Genomic DNA, 16622 nt, shown 5'->3' on the forward strand with positions numbered 1-16622 from the left:
GGAGGCCATCGCTGCTCGCGAGAAGGCTGCCGAGCGTAAGGCACGTCACGAGCGTTCCAAGCGCATCGCCGAAAAGCGTAAGGCTGCAGCGGTTCCCGTGGTCCTGCCGGAGCGTTCCGATGTCGCAACCGACATCGCGGTGCCGACACCTCCCTTCTGGGGCTCGCGCATCGTCAAGGGAATCTCGCTGTCCGAGTACTCGGGGCTGCTCGACGAGCGCGCTCTTTTCCTCGGCCAGTGGGGCCTTCGCGGTCAGCGCAAGGGCGACGGTCCGACGTACGAGGAACTGGTCGAGTCGGAAGGCCGTCCGCGACTTCGGTACTGGCTCGATCGGCTGACGTCCGAGGGCATCCTCGCGCATGCCGCGGTCGTGTACGGGTACTTCCCGGCGATCTCGGAGGGCGACGACGTCATCGTGCTCACCGAGCCGAAACCGGATGCACCCGAAAGGTTCCGGTTCACCTACCCGCGCCAGCACCGCGACCGCTTCCTGTGCATCGCGGACTTCGTTCGCTCGCGCAAGGACGCCGAGGCCACCGGGCAGGTCGACGTACTCCCGTTCCAGTTGGTGACGATGGGTCAGCCGATCGCGGACTTCGCCAACGAGTTGTTCGCGTCGAACTCGTACCGCGATTACCTCGAGGTTCACGGAATCGGTGTCCAGCTCACGGAGTCTCTGGCCGAGTACTGGCATCGACGCGTCCGTGAAGAGCTAGTGCTTCCCGAGGGTCACACCGTCGCGGAGCAGGATCCCACCGAGGTTGCCGGTTACTTCGATCTCGAGTACCGCGGCGCTCGTTATTCGTTCGGATACGGCGCGTGCCCGGATCTCGAGGATCGAGCCAAGTTGGTGGCGTTGCTCGAACCCGAACGAATCGGCGTCGAATTGTCCGAGGAGCTGCAGCTGCATCCCGAGCAGTCCACGGACGCTTTTGTCCTGCACCACCCGGAAGCAAAGTATTTCAATGTCTGAGTTGTTGACCGAAGTATCCGAATCAACGCTCGGTGGTGTCCTGTGGGACATGGACGGCACCCTGCTCGATTCGGAGAAGCTGTGGGACATCGCGCTTCGTGAGCTGTCCCTACGCCTGGGCGGACCGATGACGGAAGCGACACGCGTTGCCGTCATCGGTGCGTCGAGCCCCTTCGCCCTTGCGACGGTGTTCGACGCTCTCGGCCTGGAGAAGCATCCCGATGCCATCGCCGAGGCGAAGGACTGGATGTACACCCGCGTCGGCGATCTGTTCGAGGACGGCGTGACCTGGCGGCCGGGTGCTCGCGACGCACTGTCGACCGTGCGTGACGGTGGTCTGCGTTCTGCACTGGTCACCAACACCGAGCGAGTTCTGGTCGATCGGGCACTCGGCATGCTCGGCCGTGAGTTCTTCGACCATTCGGTGTGTGGCGACGAGGTCCCCAACGGGAAACCGGCAGCGGATCCGTACCTGCGCGGCGCGCATCTGCTCGGACTCGAGCCGGCGCAGTGCCTCGCGATCGAGGACTCGCCGACCGGCACGGCGTCGGCCAGCGCTGCGGGTTGCGCGGTGCTCGTCGTTCCGTGTGAGGTCGACGTCCCCGCCGGCCCTGGACGCGTGTTTCGAGAGTCCCTGTTGGACTTGTCCATTCACGATCTTCACGACGTTCACTCGAGCGCGGCACGTTAGGCTGGATTTGCTGTGGCTATTCCGAAAATTGTTCTCTTCTACCAGTTCACGCCGTTGGCGGACCCGGAAGCGATCAAGCTGTGGCAGCACAGCCTGGCCGAGTCCAACAACCTGACGGGCCGGATCATCGTCTCGCCGCACGGGATCAACGCGACGGTCGGCGGAGACATCGAGGATGTCAAGCGATATGTCCGTGGTACGCGTGGTTACGAACCCTTCCGTACCGCTGACATCAAGTGGTCGGACGGCCTCGGGAACGATTTCCCTCGTCTGAGTGTCAAGGCACGCTCGGAGATCGTGACGTTCGGTGCCCCCGACGAGCTGAAAGTCGACGAGAACGGTGTGGTCGGCGGAGGAGTTCACCTGGTGCCCAAGGAACTACACGAACTCGTCGACACTCGCGGTGACGACGTCGTGTTCTTCGACGGGCGCAATGCCTTCGAAGCCGAGATCGGCCGTTTCCGAGATGCGATAGTTCCGGACGTCGCCACCACTCGGGATTTCGTCAACGAACTCGACAGTGGCAAATACGACCATCTCAAGGGCAAAGCCGTGGTCACGTACTGCACCGGCGGAGTGCGCTGTGAGGTGTTGTCTTCGCTGATGCGCTCACGTGGCTTCGACGAGGTCTATCAGTTGGACGGCGGAATCGTCCGTTACGGCGAGACTTTCGGCGACCGCGGCCTCTGGGACGGTTCCCTGTACGTGTTCGACAAGCGGATGAACATCGAGTTCTCATCCGAAGCCAAGACACTCGGCGTGTGTGTCGATTGTGGTACTCCGACCCCGCGGTACCGCAACCGGATCGACGGCGACGGCCGAACCCTCGAATTGCTCTGCGAGAGTTGTTCACCAGACCTCGAGCAGGACTGAGCTGTGCCCAAGGCTCCGTTGCCGATCCGAAACGGTCTCGGACCTGACCGGCTGCGGATGCCGGCGGAGTCGTCGGCGCGGACCGTCCTCGAGCACCTGGTCGGCGAGCATCCCGGGGAGCGGGACCTGTGGGCGGACCTCGTCAGCGCCGGGGACGTCGTCGACGAGCACGGGCGGGAGATCACGAGCCGAACGCCCTATCAGCCGACCCGGTTCGTGTACTTCTACCGCGAGCCGGCCCCCGAGATTCCGGTTCCGCACGAGATCGAGATCTTGTACCGCGACGACTCGATTCTCGTGATCGACAAACCGCACTTCCTGGCGACCATTCCACGGGGAGCGCACATCGTCGAAAGCGCAGTCGTGCGCTTGCGTCGTGACCTGGACCTTCCGGATCTTGCGCCAGTTCACCGCCTCGACCGGATGACGGCGGGTGTCATCGTGTTCACCGTGACACCGGACCTACGACGGCCGTACCAGGAACTTTTTGCCGAGCAGCGGATCGTCAAGGAGTACGAGGCGATTGCGGGCTTCGATCCGGAACTGACTTTCCCTCGCACGGTGCGCAGCCGCATCAACAAAGTTCACGGCGAGATGACGGCTACCGAAATCGCGGGCGAGCCGAACAGTGAGACCTCGATCGAACTGATCGAGGTGATCACCGACTCGGCCGGCCGGACGCTCGGGCGATACAGGTTGCTCCCACGGACCGGCCGGACCCATCAGCTTCGGCTGCACCTCAACTCGCTGGGCGTCCCGATCGTCGGTGACAATTACTATCCGGAGTATCTGCCCGCAGTGCCCGGTGACTTCTCGACTCCGTTGCGATTGTTGGCGCGAGCGTTGGAGTACCCGGATCCGATCACCGGGCAGACCCGCAGGTTCGTGAGTTCGCGCAGCCTCGACGCAGGCCTGTGAACACCGCTGTTCGTGGGCGTGTGAAAACCGCTTCCGTCCTCGTGAAAGAATAGCTACCCGTGAAGACCTTCGAATCCTTGTTCGCCGAATTGACCGAGCGCGCTGCTACTCGCCCCGAGGGGTCCGGCACTGTCGCCGCCCTCGACGCCGGTGTGCATGCTCAGGGCAAAAAGGTCATCGAGGAAGCCGGTGAAGTGTGGATCGCTGCGGAATACCAGAGCGATGAGCAGCTAGCCGAGGAAATTTCCCAGCTGCTGTACTGGACGCAGGTGTTGATGGTCGGTCGCGGACTGACCCTCGAGGACGTGTACCGACATCTGTGATCGGAGCTGACCAGCGAGATGTACTCCGTCTCGCTCGTCCAGGGCTTCCGATTCATGTCGTCTCACGTCACCCACACCTTCCGAAAGGACATCCACCATGCTGCGCGTAGCAGTTCCCAACAAAGGCTCACTGTCCGAGTCCGCCGCCGAGATTCTCAGCGAGGCCGGCTACCGTCGACGCACCGATTCCCGTGATCTGACAGTCCTCGATCCGGCCAATCAGGTCGAGTTCTTCTTCTTGCGCCCCAAGGACATTGCGATCTACGTCGGCTCCGGTGAGCTGGATCTCGGCATCACCGGTCGTGATCTCGCCGGCGACTCGGGTGCTCCCGTATCCGAGCGTCTGTCACTGGGCTTCGGCCGTTCGTCGTTCCGTTACGCAGCACCTGCCGGCAAGGACTGGGCCGTCGAGGATCTGTCCGGCCTGCGCATTGCAACGTCGTACCCGAACCTGGTCCGTAAGGACCTCACAGATCGCGGACTCGACGCCACCGTCATCCGTCTCGACGGAGCAGTGGAAATCTCGATTCAGCTCGGCGTCGCCGACGCGATCGCCGACGTGGTCGGATCGGGTCGTACTCTCCGCCAACACAACCTCGTGGCTTTCGGTGAATCGCTCTGCGATTCCGAAGGTGTCCTGATCGAGCGCACCGGCGCTCCGCAGGACGATCCCGCACGCAACCAGCTCATCGAACGCGTACGCGGAATTGTCTTCGCACAGCAGAATCTGATGATCGACTACGACTGCCCGCGCACCATCCTCGACGACGCCATCAAGATGACACCCGGTATGGAATCGCCGACCCTCTCACCGTTGGCTGATCCCGACTGGGTCGCGGTTCGCGCGATGGTCCCGATCAAGGGACACAACCAGGTGATGGATGCCTTGGCCGAACTCGGTGCCAAGGCCATCCTCGCGTCGAACATCCGCTCGGTACGCGCTTTCTGATCACTGCCTGACTAGATTTACGCGCATTCGCGCCCGTTCCTGGAAATCAGGAACGGGCGCGAATCTGCAAAGTCTGGGCGATACGGCCCACGGCACCCTGCTCGTCGTAGAGCACGCCCGCACACATGCCGACGCCGTCCGGACCCGTTGTGGTTTCGGCGGCGACACCGACCCACTCTCCCTCGGGTACACGGAAGATATGCACCGTGAGATCTGTGTTGAGAAACGTCCAGTGCTCCGGGTCGAGCTTGGCGCCGACCCCGTTTGAGATGTCGGCCACCGCGAACAAACGCTGCGAGAGCAGACATCTTCTCACCCTCGACCAGCTCTGGCTTGGGGCGCGCCCATACCTTGCCGGTTCCCACGCACCCGATCGGAGCAATCCAGGACCAGTCGAGGGTCTTGAGATAGCCGACGCTCCACAGACCCTCGAGAACGCCCGGGGTGCCGCTGTCGCGGGGTTCGAGCGGGGGATCGACTACGTGGACGACGTCGCCGGTATCCACCGTCTCCATCCGCCACGCCGTACCGCGCGCAACCGCGCGTGCAGATCCGTCGGCGGTGGTTGCCCACAGTTCGGCGACGATCAATTCGATTCGGCGACCGGGTCGTTCGATCCAGGACCGGACTTCTAGGTCGGCAATCGGAATCGGTCCGAGAATCTCGACGACGACGCGCGTCAGACGGGTTTCGTCGCGCGCACCGCACCGCTCGAGGGCTCGTACCAACAGCGCCGACGGGGGAGCGCCGTGCTGCAGTGTCGGGCCCCAGATGCTGACAGTTGCCTGCGTGCTCGCGAACCGCTCGTGCCCTTCCTCCGTCGTTCCGAGGTAGCGGTAGTACGAACTGTCCGTCATGTTATGAATTCTCCTTTGCGGCAACAGGTTCGGTGCTCAGCAGTTCCGGCCAACCTGGATACGGCGGAGGTGTTCCGCCGAACGAGGGGCACAGTGACTTGTGATCGCACCAGTCGCACAGTTTGCCAGGCTTGGGTCTGAAGTCTCCGGTCGCACCTGCTGCGAGGATCGCTTTCCAGATGGCGGAGAGGGTTCGCTCGAATCGGATGAGCTCGTCGTGATCCGGGGCGTACGTGAGAATCGAGCCGGAGGCCAGATAGATCAGGCGCAGTTGTGCGGGAACGATTCCGCGAGTGCGCAGCAGTACGAGCGCGTAGAACTTCATCTGGAAGAGCGCCTTGGATTCGGTGAACTCGCGAGGCGCTTTTCCGGTCTTGTAGTCGACCACCCGCACCTCACCCGTCGGTGCAACGTCTATCCGGTCGACGAAGCCGCGGAGTCGAACGCCGTTCTCCAATTCGGTCTCGACGTAGACCTCGCACGCCTCGGCATCGAATCGAGTGGGATCTTCGAGCGTGTAGTACGTCGCGACGAGCTTGCCGACTTCGTCGAGGAACGAATCCAGCTCGCCCTCCGGAACAAGGTCAGCGGCCTCGGGAGACTCGGCACTGACACGTTCCCATGCGGGACGGACGAGTTCGGCTGCGCGATCGGGAACCCGGTGACCGGTCGGGAGTGCAAACAGTGCTTCCAGTGCCGCGTGTACGACGGTGCCTCTGACCTGGGCTCTGGTTGGCGTTTCCGGAATTCTGTCGACTGCTCGGAAGCGATAGAGCAGGGGGCATTGTTTGTAGTCACCCGCCCGAGACGGAGAGAGCGCCGGCCGACTACGCGGGCGCTCGTGTGATGTTGCACCCGTTGGAGTGGGGGTTGGCAATTCGACAGAGCTCACACCTGGCAGGCTATGCGGTTGGTCCGACAACTCCGTCGGAGCCGGTGGCGAGGACACCGGAAACAAGCGAACAGGGATCATCTGCGCATGGCGAACGAGCTGCAACCAGAAGAAGGCACGACCGAAGTGGATGAGGTTGTGCAGTCCGCTGTCGCCGAGATTCCCGAACAAGAGTTTCCAGAAGCTGATCTCACTGCGCCGGGCAAGCGGCCGTCAGGTCCGTTCCGCGTCGGCGACCGAGTACAGCTGACCGACGGCAAGGGACGCCACTACACGATCGTTCTCGAGGCGAACCGCGAATACCACACCCACAAGGGCGGAATCGTTCACAACGATCTGATCGGTGCCGACGAGGGCAGCGTCGTCAAGTCGGTCAACGGCACGCCCTATCTCGCACTGCGCCCCCTGCTGGTGGACTACGTGCTGTCCATGCCGCGCGGTGCCCAGGTCATCTACCCGAAGGACGCAGCTCAGATCGTCCACGAAGGCGACGTGTTCCCCGGAGCACGCGTGCTCGAGGCCGGAGCCGGCTCCGGCGCACTGACATGTTCGCTGCTGCGTGCCGTCGGACCCGAGGGCAAGGTCATCTCCTACGAGGTCCGCGACGATCATGCCGAACATGCGGTTCGCAACGTCGAGACCTTCTTCGGGGAACGTCCGCCGAACTGGGAACTGACCATCGCCGATCTCGCCGAGTTCGATCCGGAAGCGCACGGAGGCAAGGTCGATCGCGTCGTCCTCGACATGCTGGCCCCGTGGGACGTCCTGCCCGCCGTCTCGAAGGCACTCGTGCCGGGCGGCGTGTTGATCGTCTACGTCGCGACCGTTACTCAGCTCTCGAAGGTCGTCGAGGCGATGCGGGAGCAGGAATGCTGGACCGAGCCCCGCTCGTGGGAATCGATCGTGCGCGGTTGGCACGTCGTCGGATTGGCGGTGCGCCCCGAACATCGGATGCAAGGCCACACCGCGTTCCTCGTGAGCGCTCGTCGTCTCGCCGAAGGAACTGTCACCCCGAAGCCGCAGCGGCGTGCGGGCAAGGGCTCGAACACCGCGGCCAAGTAGTCACACGAAAACAACAAGAGCGGCGATCCGGTATCCGGATCGCCGCTCTTGTAGTAGCTGGAAGTTATGCGGTGCAGGAAGCGCGGCCCATTTCCAGGAGCACGCATGCCGAGGTGTCGGACAGCTTCCAGGAGCCGTCTTCGAGCTCCCAGGTCCACGGGGTGGCCGGGGCGGCGCCGTGCGGGCTGACGACGGCGACGTCTGCGGTTGCGGTCTGACCGTCGACCTTGACGTTGTCCACGTTGAACGTGATCGCGTAGGCAGGGTTACCGCCCAGCGCAGCACTCATCGTCTCGATGTTGGCCTGACGCTTGGTTCCGTCGACCACCAGAGCGGTCTTCTCCTCGATCGGCTTGGCCGGATCGATCAGAGCGACGAGCGAAGCGTTGAGCTCCTCGGCCGTCGGAGCCGCTGCGGCAGCGGCAGCTGACGTCGTGGCGGAAGCCGAGGCCTTCGCCGTGGTGCTCGAGGCGGCGGCGGAAGTCGAACTTGCAGCCGTCGAATCCTTGTTGTCGTCCGAGCTGCATGCACCCATGGTCAGGACGGCAGCGACAGCACAAGCGCTGATGAGAGTCTTGCGGATGATCACAGCGTTACCTTTCGTTGTAAAGAGAGACAGGCGCTGTCTCCATCTTGTAGGCAAGGCTAACATGACCAAATTCTGGCTCGAGACCAGTCGGCACGGTCCGCGCGCAGGTGTGAATTCGCACTCGCGCACCGTGTCTGGCGACAGTTGGGGCCTTATGCCGGTAGCGTTGATGGATCGCACTGGGAGGAGACGCACATGAGCTCGACAGAGAACCCGGATTCGGTTGCGGCAGCAGAAGAACTCCACGCGCTACGAGTGGAAGCACAAGTACTGCGCCGACAACTTGCACAATCGCCGGAGCAGGTGCGTGAGCTGGAGTCCAAGGTGGACTCGTTGTCCATCCGAAACAGCAAGTTGATGGACACCCTCAAAGAGGCCCGTCAGCAGCTCATCGCGCTTCGTGAAGAAGTCGACAGACTCGGTCAACCGCCGAGCGGTTACGGAGTCCTTCTCTCGGTACACGAGGACAAGACCGTCGACGTGTTCACGTCGGGTCGCAAGATGCGGTTGACGTGCTCACCGAACATCGACACGGACACCCTCGCCCTCGGGCAGACGGTTCGCCTCAACGAGGCACTCACCATCGTCGAGGCCGGCACCTACGAGCAGGTCGGTGAGATCAGCACGCTCCGTGAGGTACTCGACGACGGCTTGCGCGCACTGGTGGTCGGCCATGCCGACGAAGAGCGCATCGTCTGGCTCGCAGCGCCGTTGGCAGCCGTCTTCGCCGACCCCGAAGCCGACATCATCGCGTACGACGCCGATTCTCCGACCAGGAAACTGCGTCCGGGCGACTCGTTGCTCGTCGACACCAAGGCCGGGTACGCCTTCGAGCGCATCCCGAAGGCCGAGGTCGAAGATCTGGTTCTCGAAGAAGTTCCGGACGTTCACTACGACGACATCGGTGGTCTCGGGCGTCAGATCGAACAGATCCGTGATGCCGTCGAACTCCCGTTCCTCCACAAGGATCTGTTCCACGAGTACTCACTGAGGCCGCCGAAGGGTGTACTGCTCTACGGTCCGCCTGGTTGCGGCAAGACGCTCATCGCCAAGGCCGTCGCCAACTCGTTGGCCAAGAAGATCGCCGAAGCCCGCGGTCAGGACAGCAAGGACGCCAAGTCCTACTTCCTGAACATCAAGGGCCCGGAACTTCTGAACAAGTTCGTCGGCGAAACCGAGCGTCACATCCGGATGATCTTCCAGCGTGCTCGTGAGAAGGCGTCCGAGGGCACTCCGGTGATCGTCTTCTTCGACGAGATGGACTCGATCTTCCGTACCCGTGGTTCGGGAGTCTCCTCCGACGTGGAGACAACGGTCGTTCCGCAGCTGCTCAGCGAGATCGACGGTGTGGAAGGGCTCGAGAACGTCATCGTCATCGGCGCTTCCAACCGTGAGGACATGATCGACCCGGCCATCCTGCGTCCCGGCCGACTGGACGTGAAGATCAAGATCGAGCGCCCCGACGCGGAATCGGCTCAGGACATCTTCTCGAAGTACCTGGTGGACGGTCTGCCGATCAATGCGGACGACCTCGCCGAGTTCGGTGGAGATCGCACTGCATGCTTGAAGGCGATGATCGTTCGCGTCGTCGATCGCATGTACGCGGAGAGCGAAGAGAATCGTTTCCTCGAGGTCACGTACGCCAACGGCGACAAGGAAGTTCTGTTCTTCAAGGACTTCAACTCGGGGGCGATGATCCAGAACATCGTCGACCGCGCCAAGAAGTACGCGATTAAGTCTGTGCTCGACACCGGTGCTCCGGGCTTGCGTGTGCAGCACCTCTTCGATTCCATCGTCGACGAGTTCGCCGAGAACGAGGATCTGCCCAACACCACCAATCCTGATGACTGGGCACGTATTTCGGGCAAGAAGGGGGAGCGGATCGTCTACATCCGCACTCTCGTCACGGGCAAGAACGCCAGTGCGAGCCGCGCGATCGACACGGAGTCGAACACGGGCCAGTACCTGTAACGAAACGAACATCGATCGGGCCGGCCACTCCGCGGGAGTTGTCGGCCCGATCTCTGCGTCACTGCCGTTGACTTCGTTGCGATTGGACCGGTCGGTCGCGCTGGTTTAGAGTCCCGCCGTGCAGATACATCTTCGACACAATCCGTCGTCCACAGTCGCTCGCTGCTACCTCGCGCCCGGCGAACCGCTGCGCGTGGAGAGCGGGGCGATGCTCGCGCATTCTGCCGGCGTAGTACTCGAAGCGAAGGCGCAGGGCGGCGTCCTGCAGGGACTCAAGCGGTCGATGCTGAGCGGCGAATCATTTTTCGTCACGACGTATACCGCTCCGCCGCAAGGTGGTTGGGTCGACGTGACTGGCGTGCTTCCCGGAGATCTGATTCCGCTGACCATCACCTCTGATCGCCCGTTCTTCCTCAACCGTGGAACCTGGTTGGCCAACTCCTACGGTGTGACGGTCGAGTCCAAGTGGGGCGGCATGTCCAACCTCTTCGGCGGTGAGGGCGGCTTCGGCCTGCGGGCAAGTGGCGACGGTGAAGTAGTGCTGGCCGTCTACGGCGCGATCGACGTCATCGACTTGCAGCCAGGCGAGACGGTCACGATCGATACCGGTCACGTGGTCGCCTACGACCTCGGGATGAACTTCAACATGCGGCGCGCCGTTCAGGGGCGCACCATTCAGTCGATGAAGTCCGGTGAAGGATTTGTCTTCGACTTCACCGGCCCAGGACGCGTTCTCGCGCAGACCCGCAACCCCAGCGCCTTCGCTGCGTGGCTCTCGGCGATCACCCCGGGCTGATCACAGGTCCCACCAGTGTTCAGTCCCAGCGGTGTTCAGCTCCAGCAATAGTCGGCCAGCAGCGCGCGTGAGTCCGGAACGAACGGCCACGACGGGTCCTGCAGGTGGGCGCCGAGTTCTTTCGGTGTCCACCACCAACCTTCGGCGATCTCGCTGGGCTGATGTGCCATCGGCCCGTCGTATCTGAGTTCGAACGCAAACAGGTGACAGCGCAACGGAGAGTTGTTCCACTCGCCGTCCCAGGATTTTCGAGCGATCTCCGTCAGTTGGAGTGGCTGGTCTGCCGTTCCGAAGATTCCGAGTTCTTCACCGACTTCACGGATCGCAGTTTCCTGCGGCGTCTCACCTGGATCGACGACACCTCCGGCCAGACAGTCGTGATAGCCCCCGAACACCGCTTTCGTGTCGGTTCGGCGATGGACGTAGATGCGGGAGCCGTCCCCGGTACGAACCAGGACGCCCGCACTCGCGTGCCAGAGCCCACCCGAGTAGACGACGGAACGTGGTGCTCGGCCGATCGGATTACCCGTCCGGTCGTACACGGCGACTACCTCGTCCGCGGGATTCAGGTCTGCGGTGAGAGGTTGGTGCATTCCTCCAACTGTGCCACGCCTGTGGGTGCCGCGCCGCAATCACATAGGCTCTTGTGTCATGCAGCGGATCATCGGTGTCGAGGTCGAATACGGAATATCTTCACCCAGTGAGCCGTCGGCGAATCCGATTCTCACTTCAACCCAGGCGGTGCTTGCCTACGCCGCCGCAGCGGGCGTGCCACGGGCCAAGCGCACACGCTGGGATTACGAGGTCGAATCTCCGCTGCGAGATGCCCGAGGCTTCGATCTGGGGCGAATGAGCGGTCCCGCGCCGGTGATCGACGCGGACGAGATCGGCGCCGCGAACATGATTCTCACCAACGGGGCACGGTTGTACGTCGACCACGCACATCCGGAGTATTCGGCGCCCGAGGTCGCCGACCCGCTCGACGCCGTGATCTGGGACAAGGCCGGCGAACGCGTCATGGAAGCGGCTGCGCGGCACGCATCCAGCGTGCCGGGTGCGCCTCGGCTCCAGCTGTACAAGAACAACGTCGACGGCAAGGGTGCCTCGTACGGCACGCACGAGAACTACCTCTGCTCACGTGAGACCCCGTTCGCCTCGATCGTGACAGGATTGACGCCGTTTTTCGCGTCCCGGCAGGTCATCTGCGGTTCCGGGCGTGTGGGTCTCGGTCAGTCCGGCGACGAGGCCGGATTCCAGCTTTCGCAGCGATCCGACTACATCGAGGTCGAAGTAGGCCTCGAGACCACTCTCAAGCGCGGAATCATCAACACCCGCGACGAACCGCACGCGGATGCGGACAAGTATCGCCGCCTGCACGTCATCATCGGTGACGCGAACCTCGCGGAGATGTCGACGTACCTCAAGGTGGGAACAACGGCGCTGGTACTCGACCTGATCGAGGCAGGTGTCGATCTCACCGATCTGCAACTGGCGCGTCCGGTCACCGCCGTCCACCACATCAGTCACGACCCCACTCTGCGCAAGACCGTTGCGCTGGCCGACGGACGTGAACTGACAGGGCTTGCGCTGCAACGCATTTACCTCGAACGTGTCTCGAAGTTCCTCGACCGTGAGACCGATCGTGATCCGCGAGCGGACGATATCGTCGCCAAGTGGGCGATGGTTCTCGATCTCCTCGAGCGCGATCCCATGGAGTGCGCGAACATCCTCGACTGGCCGGCCAAACTGCGTCTGCTCGAAGGGTTCCGCAATCGTGAGGGACTCGCGTGGTCGGCGCCGCGATTGCATCTGGTGGATCTGCAGTACTCCGACGTGCGACTCGACAAGGGCCTGTACAACCGCCTGGTTGCTCGCGGCTCCATGGAGCGGCTTGTCACCGAACAGCAGGTTCTCGACGCGGTCACGAACCCTCCCACCGACACTCGCGCATACTTCCGGGGCGAGTGCCTACGCCGATTCGGTGCCGATATCGCGGCCGCGAGCTGGGATTCGGTCATCTTCGATCTCGGCGGTGAATCGTTGATCCGTATCCCCACCCTCGAGCCGCTTCGAGGTACCAAAGCGCACGTCGGAGCGTTGCTCGACTCCGTGGACAGCGCCGCGGAACTGGTTGATCAGCTCACTCACTGAAATCAGCCGATGCGGCTCGCCGTCGCGTCTCTCCACACCTGACGGTGCCGCTCGGTAGGGTGAAGGTCCGAGCGGGATCAGTTACCGACTCTGCTGGGCCGAACAGGATGCTCGCGAGAGCTCCCTTCACACAAGGAGGTCGACGGCGATGGCTCAAGAACAGACGCAGCGTGCCGGTGGCGGCGAAGACGACGAAACCACTGGTGGCGACGGCAGTGCCGGCCAGGAACGTCGCGAGAAGCTCGCTGCAGAAACCGACGACCTGCTCGACGAGATCGACGACGTGTTGGAAGAGAACGCCGAGGACTTCGTCCGTGCCTACGTCCAGAAGGGCGGCCAGTGACGGTGGATCGCGCGCCCCGGATCACAGACGGGGACACACGGTTGAGCTTCGGCTCGAATCTGTCGTCATTCTCGGAATACCTTCGGGTGCATGCACCGGAGCATCTTCCGCAGAACCGCTTCGCCGACACAGGAGGTGTTGTCATGGGCGGGGGAGACGTAGCTCCGCACGGCACCACCATCGTCGCGATCAGCTATGCGGGTGGTGTTCTGCTCGCGGGTGATCGCCGAGCGACGATGGGCAATCTCATCGCCAGCCGTGACGTGCAGAAGGTGTACGTCACGGACGACTACTCGGCTGCGGGTATTGCCGGTACGGCCGGGATCGCAATCGAACTGGTCCGGCTCTTCGCGGTCGAGCTCGAACATTACGAGAAGATCGAAGGCGTCCCACTCACGTTCGACGGCAAGGCCAATCGACTTTCGTCGATGGTTCGAGGAAATCTCGGAGCAGCGATGCAAGGTTTGGCGGTTGTGCCACTGCTCGTGGGTTACGACCTGGACGCGGTCGATCCGTCCACCGCCGGTCGCATCGTCTCCTACGACGTCGTCGGTGGGCGATACGAGGAGCGCGCGGGCTATCACGCAGTCGGATCCGGCTCCCTGTTCGCGAAATCGGCGCTCAAGAAGCTGTATTCACCGGGAATCGACGAGGACACCGCGCTTCGGTTCGCCGTCGAGGCGCTGTACGACGCGGCAGATGACGATTCGGCTACCGGTGGTCCTGATCTGACACGAGGGATCTATCCGACGGCGGTCACCATCACCTCGGCCGGCGCTGTCGAGTTGTCGCCCACCAGGGCTGCCGAGATCGCCAGGGAGATCGTCGCGGCTCGCACGGCGACCGTGAGTCCGGAAGGGGAGTCTGCGCTATGACGATGCCGTATTACGCATCAGCCGAACAGATCATGCGCGATCGTTCGGAATTGGCGCGCAAGGGAATTGCCCGCGGGCGCAGCGTCGTCGTTCTCACCTACCGCGACGGAGTGCTCTTTGTCGCCGAGAATCCGTCGCGTGCTCTGCACAAGGTCAGCGAACTGTACGACCGTCTCGGATTCGCGGCAGTGGGCAAGTACAACGAGTTCGAGAATCTGCGCCGCGCGGGCATCGTCCACGCAGACATGCGTGGGTACTCGTACGACCGTCGGGACGTCACCGGGCGTTCGCTCGCCAATGCGTACGCACAAACCCTGGGAACGATCTTCACCGAGCAGCCCAAGCCGTACGAGGTCGAGATCTGTGTTGCCGAGATCGGTCGCTTCGGAAGCAGTACGCCGGCTCAGCTCTACCGGATCACGTACGACGGATCCATCGCGGACGAGCAGGAATTCGTGGTCATGGGCGGCACGACCGAACCGATCGTGACGGCGATGCGCGAGTCGTACCAGCGAGACCTCGACCTCGAATCCGCAGTGCGGATTGCAGTCGGGGCGCTCCAAAAGGGCGGCCCGGCACCGGCCGGAACCACTGAGGCGGAACCACGAACTCTCGATGTGAGTGCACTCGAGGTTGCCGTACTCGACAGCAATCGTCCACGCCGTGCGTTCAAACGGATCGCTGGAACGGTTTTGGAAGAGATGCTTCCAGCTCCGGCAGCAGTCGAGGATGCGCCGCCGGCAAACGGCGACGCACCCTCGTAGATACTCCGTAGGTCTGGGAGTTACTGCAGGTCTGGAGTTACTGAGTGACTCGGTAGACGGCCACCGCGCCCGGTTCGGTGTCGAAATCGAACCGGCGCGCGTCTGCCACCACTTCACCGTCGGTGGCGATGGCTACCGGTGAATCGGCGACTCGGACCGACATCGACGAGACGAGTTCGCGAACGTAGACCCGCGAGCTGCCCAATGTTCCTGTGGCAGCCGCAAACAGCAGACGTGAGCGCGAGAATTTCTTGTCCGCGCGCAGATAGCGGACGTCGAGTAGTCCACGGTTCATCTCCGGACGCGACATCGGCACCTGATCGGCGGGGGAGTATCGCCCGTTTCCGACGAACAGCATCCAGATTGTGGTCCGCTTCCCGTCGATGGTCACCGTCATCGGCTCCGCCGCTGCGAGAACCCGGATCATCGCGGCTCCTGCGGCCGGCCACTTACCGAAACGCGGTTCCCATTTTTCCCTCAGGCGCACAGCATCCGGGTATCCACCGAGGCTGGCTGTGTTGAGAAACCGTGCAGTCACTCCGGAATCCGTGCGCACCACCGCGTGGTCGACGAATGCCGCCTGACCGGACTCGACTGCCTGTGCGGTCTCCTCGACATTCACCGCCCCGACGTCGCGGGCGAAATGGTTCAATGTTCCGCCGGGAAAAACCGCAAGTGGTAGCTCATGCTTTGTCGCCGCGGTCGCGACCGTGACCACTGTTCCGTCGCCGCCGCATACACCCAACGCTTTCGGCGAGAGCTCGGGGATCTTGGCATCGATCTGCATGTCGAAGTCGATGTCCGCGTCGAACTCGTAGACGATCGCTTCCGGTAGTAGTTCTCGAATCGATTCCACGATCCCGTCGTCCTCGGAGCCTGAACCAGGATTGGTGAAGACCAACAAGCCTTCTCCGCGCGGGAGCGCGGGAACCACGCACTCGGGTCCGAGTTCGGCGGGCTCTTCGTCCCGCACCGCCCACCAACGACGTGTGCCGGCAGCGATAGCACCGCCGACCGCGAGGCCTGCGAAGACGTCGGACGGCCAGTGGACTCCGTTGTGAACGCGTGAGTACGCCACTGCTGCGGCCAGTGGTGCCAGAGCAGCTCCAGCAACCGGGGACTCCATGGCCACTGCCGCGGTGAATGCCGCGGCCGAAGACGAATGTCCGGAGGGGAACGAGGACGACGTCGGAATGTCGACGCCTCGCTTCGGGCTCAGCCAGACGCGTGCCGGTGGGCGTCGGCGGGGAAAGAGGGGCTTGAGTATGCCGTTGGCCAGCGCGCTGGAACCGGCCAGTGCGAGCAGCCCGCGTGCTGCTGCCCTACGGGGCCGCCCGCCGATCATCGCGAGCAAGGCGGCGACAACCATCCACAAAACGCCGTGATCGGCGGCTCTGGAGAGAAACCGCATGGTCGGGTCGAGCACGGAAGGGCGCAGTGCTCCAGTGCTTTCCATGACTTTGACGTCGCTTCGGACAACTTTTCGGCGAATAAGGCTCACACCGTCACACTATGCTGCCGCCCGACGTTGTCGAGTCGTGACTTACGACGCGATCGAAGTACACGGGTGAACCTCGCATTCTGGTTGTACTGTC

General features: G+C 63.0%; 18 protein-coding genes and 1 pseudogene. 13 read left to right on the top strand and 6 right to left on the bottom strand.

Annotated elements, in window-relative coordinates; all coding sequences use genetic code 11:
• The 6 genes from ATN38_RS30610 to hisG all read left to right on the top strand — a co-directional run.
• The coding region (locus tag ATN38_RS30610; RefSeq protein WP_306301001.1) for a vitamin B12 dependent-methionine synthase activation domain-containing protein at positions 1-973 on the top strand (973 nt) is incomplete at its 5' end.
• On the top strand, positions 966-1664 hold the full coding sequence (locus tag ATN38_RS30615) for an HAD family phosphatase (protein WP_007729900.1): 699 nt from the start codon (positions 966-968) through the stop codon (positions 1662-1664). The genes ATN38_RS30610 and ATN38_RS30615, both read left to right, overlap by 8 nt.
• A 12-nt stretch (positions 1665-1676) precedes the next feature.
• The gene (locus ATN38_RS30620; protein ID WP_042450983.1) at positions 1677-2537 is read left to right on the top strand and encodes a rhodanese-related sulfurtransferase; all 861 of its coding nucleotides are present in this window, start codon (positions 1677-1679) and stop codon (positions 2535-2537) included.
• Between the two features lie 57 nt (positions 2538-2594).
• Positions 2595-3455, top strand: a complete 861-nt coding sequence (locus ATN38_RS30625) for a pseudouridine synthase (protein WP_256932261.1) — start codon at positions 2595-2597, stop codon at positions 3453-3455.
• A 59-nt stretch (positions 3456-3514) separates the two neighbouring features.
• On the top strand, positions 3515-3778 hold the full coding sequence (locus tag ATN38_RS30630; RefSeq protein WP_003944933.1) for a phosphoribosyl-ATP diphosphatase: 264 nt from the start codon (positions 3515-3517) through the stop codon (positions 3776-3778).
• Positions 3779-3875: 97 nt separating this feature from the next.
• Entirely contained in the window at positions 3876-4727 is an 852-nt protein-coding gene (hisG, locus tag ATN38_RS30635; RefSeq protein ID WP_003944905.1) for an ATP phosphoribosyltransferase, read from the top strand.
• Positions 4728-4773: 46 nt separating this feature from the next.
• Here hisG and ATN38_RS33465 read toward each other — a convergent pair whose 3' ends face one another.
• The 3 genes and pseudogenes from ATN38_RS33465 to ATN38_RS30645 all read right to left on the bottom strand — a co-directional run bounded on the left by ATN38_RS33465 (position 4774) and on the right by ATN38_RS30645 (position 6476).
• Positions 4774-5043 carry a hypothetical protein gene (locus ATN38_RS33465; RefSeq protein WP_374104634.1) on the bottom strand — a complete coding sequence of 90 codons (270 nt, stop codon included), beginning with the start codon at positions 5041-5043 and terminating at the stop codon, positions 4774-4776.
• Positions 5044-5299: 256 nt separating this feature from the next.
• Positions 5300-5584 (bottom strand): annotated as a pseudogene (locus ATN38_RS33470) (acyl-CoA thioesterase domain-containing protein); the annotation flags it as partial.
• A 1-nt stretch (position 5585) separates the two neighbouring features.
• Positions 5586-6476, bottom strand: a complete 891-nt coding sequence (locus ATN38_RS30645) for a RecB family exonuclease (RefSeq protein ID WP_374104632.1) — start codon at positions 6474-6476, stop codon at positions 5586-5588.
• Positions 6477-6614: 138 nt separating this feature from the next.
• Here ATN38_RS30645 and ATN38_RS30650 point away from each other — a divergent pair, with 138 nt between their 5' ends.
• Complete coding sequence (locus tag ATN38_RS30650; RefSeq protein ID WP_003944785.1) at positions 6615-7538, top strand: tRNA (adenine-N1)-methyltransferase; 924 nt, start codon at positions 6615-6617, stop codon at positions 7536-7538.
• 64 nt (positions 7539-7602) lie between these two features.
• On the opposite strand, the gene ATN38_RS30655 is transcribed toward ATN38_RS30650, so the two are convergent.
• The gene (locus tag ATN38_RS30655; RefSeq protein ID WP_003944789.1) at positions 7603-8127 is read right to left on the bottom strand and encodes a hypothetical protein; all 525 of its coding nucleotides are present in this window, start codon (positions 8125-8127) and stop codon (positions 7603-7605) included.
• A gap of 195 nt (positions 8128-8322) precedes the next feature.
• Here ATN38_RS30655 and arc point away from each other — a divergent pair, with 195 nt between their 5' ends.
• Positions 8323-10098 (top strand): proteasome ATPase, encoded by a 1776-nt coding sequence (gene arc, locus ATN38_RS30660; RefSeq protein ID WP_003944870.1) that lies wholly within the window; start codon positions 8323-8325, stop codon positions 10096-10098.
• A 118-nt stretch (positions 10099-10216) separates the two neighbouring features.
• On the top strand, positions 10217-10894 hold the full coding sequence (locus ATN38_RS30665) for a TIGR00266 family protein (protein ID WP_003944961.1): 678 nt from the start codon (positions 10217-10219) through the stop codon (positions 10892-10894).
• Positions 10895-10929: 35 nt separating this feature from the next.
• On the opposite strand, the gene ATN38_RS30670 is transcribed toward ATN38_RS30665, so the two are convergent.
• Complete coding sequence (locus ATN38_RS30670; protein WP_054828098.1) at positions 10930-11487, bottom strand: NUDIX domain-containing protein; 558 nt, start codon at positions 11485-11487, stop codon at positions 10930-10932.
• A 58-nt stretch (positions 11488-11545) separates the two neighbouring features.
• Here ATN38_RS30670 and dop point away from each other — a divergent pair, with 58 nt between their 5' ends.
• The 4 genes from dop (at position 11546) to prcA (ending at position 15027) form a co-directional block, all read left to right on the top strand.
• Positions 11546-13045 carry a depupylase/deamidase Dop gene (gene dop, locus ATN38_RS30675; RefSeq protein WP_003944852.1) on the top strand — a complete coding sequence of 500 codons (1500 nt, stop codon included), beginning with the start codon at positions 11546-11548 and terminating at the stop codon, positions 13043-13045.
• A gap of 148 nt (positions 13046-13193) precedes the next feature.
• A complete protein-coding gene (locus ATN38_RS30680; protein WP_003944925.1) occupies positions 13194-13388 on the top strand; it encodes a ubiquitin-like protein Pup in 195 nt (64 codons plus the stop codon).
• Complete coding sequence (prcB, locus tag ATN38_RS30685; RefSeq protein WP_007729873.1) at positions 13385-14263, top strand: proteasome subunit beta; 879 nt, start codon at positions 13385-13387, stop codon at positions 14261-14263. Before ATN38_RS30680 ends, prcB begins: the two co-directional genes overlap by 4 nt.
• A complete protein-coding gene (gene prcA, locus ATN38_RS30690; RefSeq protein ID WP_003945006.1) occupies positions 14260-15027 on the top strand; it encodes a proteasome subunit alpha in 768 nt (255 codons plus the stop codon). Before prcB ends, prcA begins: the two co-directional genes overlap by 4 nt.
• A gap of 37 nt (positions 15028-15064) precedes the next feature.
• Here the strand turns inward: prcA and ATN38_RS30695 are convergent, their stop codons facing one another.
• On the bottom strand, positions 15065-16483 hold the full coding sequence (locus tag ATN38_RS30695; RefSeq protein WP_007729871.1) for a bifunctional phosphatase PAP2/diacylglycerol kinase family protein: 1419 nt from the start codon (positions 16481-16483) through the stop codon (positions 15065-15067).
• Positions 16484-16622: the final 139 nt, after the last annotated feature.

This window comes from Rhodococcus sp. FH8 (assembly GCF_019266085.1).
In the GTDB taxonomy this organism is placed as follows: domain Bacteria; phylum Actinomycetota; class Actinomycetes; order Mycobacteriales; family Mycobacteriaceae; genus Rhodococcus_F; species Rhodococcus_F qingshengii.

Excerpts from the sequence above, each read along its gene's own strand:
- ATN38_RS30615 (WP_007729900.1), top strand. The coding sequence starts at position 966 with ATGTCTGAGTTGTTGACCGAAGTATCCGAATCAACGCTCGGTGGTGTC.
- ATN38_RS30625 (WP_256932261.1), top strand. The coding sequence starts at position 2,595 with ATGCCGGCGGAGTCGTCGGCGCGGACCGTCCTCGAGCACCTGGTCGGC.
- hisG (WP_003944905.1), top strand. The coding sequence starts at position 3,876 with ATGCTGCGCGTAGCAGTTCCCAACAAAGGCTCACTGTCCGAGTCCGCC.
- arc (WP_003944870.1), top strand. The coding sequence starts at position 8,323 with ATGAGCTCGACAGAGAACCCGGATTCGGTTGCGGCAGCAGAAGAACTC.
- ATN38_RS30670 (WP_054828098.1), bottom strand. The coding sequence starts at position 11,487 with ATGCACCAACCTCTCACCGCAGACCTGAATCCCGCGGACGAGGTAGTC.
- dop (WP_003944852.1), top strand. The coding sequence starts at position 11,546 with ATGCAGCGGATCATCGGTGTCGAGGTCGAATACGGAATATCTTCACCC.
- ATN38_RS30680 (WP_003944925.1), top strand. The coding sequence starts at position 13,194 with ATGGCTCAAGAACAGACGCAGCGTGCCGGTGGCGGCGAAGACGACGAA.
- prcA (WP_003945006.1), top strand. The coding sequence starts at position 14,260 with ATGACGATGCCGTATTACGCATCAGCCGAACAGATCATGCGCGATCGT.
- ATN38_RS30695 (WP_007729871.1), bottom strand. The coding sequence starts at position 16,483 with ATGGAAAGCACTGGAGCACTGCGCCCTTCCGTGCTCGACCCGACCATG.